A 3,766-nucleotide genomic window follows, 5' to 3' on the forward strand; every position below is an offset into this window, starting at 1 on the left:
TAATTCATTCCTGCTGCAATTAATGGTTCTAATAAGTTTTGATAATTTCTTAATTGAGATTGTAATTTGATAGATATTTTTTGTTTTTCGTCTTCTTTTTTTCTATCTCCAGTAATATTTAACCAATTCAGATATTCTGGTAAAGTTTCAGGAATAAAAATTGCTCTTAAAGTTAATAACCTAACCATTTGAGCATTAGCATTTCCTTGTTTAACAGCATTACTTGCCCCCAGATTATCAAACAGATTGTTTAAATATTTTGATGTAACTTGACCATTCTGTAATTTTAAAATTAAATTTTCTACCCATTCTTGTTTGATTTGAGAACCACTAATTAATCCTTTAATTGCTGTTTCTATAGCTGCTTCATCTATATTTTTTGAGATATTTTCCCTGGAATTTTTTATCATCGTTGTCTGTCTTTGCGCCAGGGTTGCCGCTACTTCGGCATTAGCAGGATGAATAATAATAAATTGTTCTGGTCGTTCAATTGCTTCGACATTATAAGCCCATGATATAGCTAGATCGTTGGCTTTAATCTCAGCCATTTTGTTAATAATTTGTAAGTCAGATAATTCAGTGGGGATTATTACAGGTACAACTTGACTACTCAGCCAATTTTGCCATTCTGTGGGTAAATTTATTTCTAATTTTGTAGTAACTGTATGTTGATTTGGTTTACCAATTTCTTTAGTTTCAGATGGATTAAATACTGGATTAATACCTTGTTGTTGTTGAGTATTTATCCAGTCTAATATTTGCCAAATATTATCTTTGCCGACACAGAGAAAATAACGATAAAAAGAAGTCGAACGCCCATATTCATCTTGCCCAGTAGTTACTACCGCAACTACTGAATAATCTGGTTCTTCATTACTTATACTTAATACAACTCGCCCGACAAAAGTAGGTTCTTGACTATTACGGTCTTTGGCTACTTCAAAGCCTTTATTAGCAATTGCTCTTCCTACAGAATGGGGAACTTGGGGCAAAGTTAAGTTCATATATTCCCCTACTTTAAATCCCCGAGAAATCCATTTACCATCGGGTAATATTTCGGGAATTATACCTGTGCTGAACTCGTGAATTTCAATGGTTTCCATTTGCTGATTTGAGGAAGGTGTTAATAGGTAAGCATTTCCTACGGAATGCTGCGCAAACAGCGGTCAGCAATCAGCTATCAGCTATTGCTTTTAGTTTACGATAAAACCTTTATTAATTGTCTTATTACAAAAATTGGCTCCCTTGCCCTTAAAGTCTATATTAATTTAAACACTGTCCTTAAGGAGAGACTCTTGATTAATAGTCAAACAATATTAGACATCTCCGATAATAAAAAATAAAATTAATTATCGCACATAAACTATCAATTCTTTCCCCCTACTCCCTACTCCCTACTCCCTACTCCCTATTCCCTATTCTCCTAATCTAATTGTGAATTACGTTTACCTGTACAAATCCAATATATAGGAGAAACTAAGCCAAAAGGTCGCCATTTTTTTGAGTCTTCTAATACTGATGCTACTCCACCACGACCCCGATAAATTTGCTGAGAATTTGGTTTAGAATATTTATTTCCTGTCACACCGAAAGCAGAAGTTGTAAAATATTCTACACTACCCATTCCCAAATTTTGCCAAGATTCTAATCTTTCAAAAATAGTAGGAAACCGTGCCTCTGCTAAAAATTTTGGTCTATTTCTATTTACCCATAAATCAGCTAATTCACACTTAGTTAAAACCAAGGCAATACGCCGTTTTTGACTAAACAAATCCCGACTTGCTAATGCTACTAAAAGCTTATCTACTCCTCTGGCATATTCTAAATCTTTCCGATGAGTTGTACCATCAATCATCAACATAATTCCCGTTGCTGGGAAACAATCATTTAAATAGTCTCTAAGTAATTGAGAATCTGTTTGCTGAAGTACATCACTGAAAAATTCTCCAGAGTAATCTTTGCAACTAATATCTAAATTCAAAACAGTATTCGATCCCCTCAAATTATCTTCGGGTTTCAAAGTAATTCTTAAACTATAATCCTTAATTTCTAACACATCATTAGCTAGACGAGTTTGTTCAATTTGTAACCCTGACTCTATAAAATTTTTTGCTTGCTTAATCAAATCTTCTCCATCTTTATTTGCTGGAGTAACTAATTCAACAGGACTAGAAAAATTAGCATTTGGCCACCTAGCCAAAGCTGCCATATAAGTAGTTTTACCAGCAGCGCGATCGCCTATTACTCGTAAAATGCCAGAACAATTTTCCTCTTTTAAATTCTTATTAATTCTGGTCTTTAATAGGGAGTTAAACATTCTTTTTAACCGAAAAATTGTGGTTTAGAGGATATCTGAAAAGTTTTTTGATACTAAATTTTGCCCCCCTAGCCCCCCAAATTTGGGGGGAACAAGATTAAATTTGCTTCTAAAAGTCCCCCAAAATTGGGGGATTTAGGGGGCCTCCTTTAAGGGGATAATAAATAAAAATTTTCCTTTGAGTCAATCCTCTTATTTTCAAGAAGAGGTAATGATTAATTCTTAATTGTTGAAATCCTCTTACCTTGACTTAACCAATACAGGGGTGAAACTATACCATAAGGTTTCCATTTCAAAGGTTCCCGTAAAATTGAGTGGGGACTTCCTAATTCATCAGTACGATTTGGACGGGGGTCATTTCGTTGTAGAACGCCAAAAGTAGATATAGCATAAAACCGTAAATTTTGTTGAGGAATACGCTTTTGTAAAATACTGGTTGTTCTTGGTAAATGCACTTTAAATATGTCTAATTCTGGGTCAAGACGGCCTGGCCAAATTTCTCCTCTTTCACATTTACTCATTGCTATAGCTAGACGTAAATCTTGGGAGCGATCGCTTTCATCCATTAAATTAATAAATCTCTCCATCACATTACTATAAAATATGTCGCTTCCTGGCTCCCATTTATGGAGTAAAATTAGACAACCAACATTATCTTTGATTAGACATTCATCCAGAAATTCTTGATGTAAAGGATTAGAAATACCTGTTTGTAATTCATTAAAAATTTCTCCTGGATAATCTCGCACTACTAGATTAATTTCTTCTGATTTTTTTTGCCACCAACGCTTGATTTCTATGTGGAAAGAATACAAAGGTAAATCATAGAAACTTTTGATTTTTATTCCATCAATAATAGTCGGTTCTAAAGAAGCACCATTGAGAATAATTGTTTCAGCTTTATTAGCTAAATTTTGAGCATCGTTAGTAATGGCTGTAATTTGAAAATTTGGGTGACTTTTTTCTGGCCAATAAGCTAATCCTGCTAGATAAGTAGTCTTGCCCGCACCCGTAGGTCCAATAATACAAATATTCCCCATTTTTTTGATTAAAGCTGAATGCTTACTTTACTATTTAATTAATTTAACTTGCTTATTTGATAAAAGGAATATTCGGGTTAGTTCAAGTATTAATGGGGCGAAGACTACTTATTTGGTAGATGCCAATCATTCTTATGCTAAAGTTCTTGAGGAGAATGAGGACGAGAGAGAGAAAGTTGTTGCTAGTTATACTTATGAAATGTTTGGAGAATTGATTGGTGAGAGTGGTACTATAAAGAATGATTATTTATCATTAGGAGAGCAGTTTAATAAAAATTTAGACCAAAAAACACTATAATTTTTGATGGTAAAATGACTTTTTTGACAGCTTTAATTATAATTCACTCATCTACTATCAATGTAAAAAGCAAGGTAGAATAATTCCTGCTACCTTACGATTCTGAAATAG

3 protein-coding genes and 1 pseudogene are annotated in these 3,766 nt (G+C 33.7%); 1 reads left to right on the forward strand and 3 read right to left on the reverse strand.

Annotated elements, in window-relative coordinates; translation table 11 throughout:
- The 3 genes and pseudogenes from AC3DU7_RS15200 to AC3DU7_RS15210 form a co-directional block, all read right to left on the reverse strand.
- Positions 1-1,103 (reverse strand): annotated as a pseudogene (locus tag AC3DU7_RS15200) (hypothetical protein); the annotation flags it as partial.
- A 320-nt stretch (positions 1,104-1,423) separates the two neighbouring features.
- A complete protein-coding gene (locus tag AC3DU7_RS15205) occupies positions 1,424-2,317 on the reverse strand; it encodes a hypothetical protein (protein WP_488040171.1) in 894 nt (297 codons plus the stop codon).
- 215 nt (positions 2,318-2,532) lie between these two features.
- Positions 2,533-3,357 carry a hypothetical protein gene (locus AC3DU7_RS15210; RefSeq protein WP_488040172.1) on the reverse strand — a complete coding sequence of 275 codons (825 nt, stop codon included), beginning with the start codon at positions 3,355-3,357 and terminating at the stop codon, positions 2,533-2,535.
- 4 nt (positions 3,358-3,361) lie between these two features.
- Between AC3DU7_RS15210 and AC3DU7_RS15215 the strand changes: the two genes are divergently transcribed.
- On the forward strand, positions 3,362-3,655 hold the full coding sequence (locus AC3DU7_RS15215; RefSeq protein WP_488040173.1) for a hypothetical protein: 294 nt from the start codon (positions 3,362-3,364) through the stop codon (positions 3,653-3,655).
- Positions 3,656-3,766: the final 111 nt, after the last annotated feature.

Source organism: Okeania sp. (assembly GCF_983059655.1).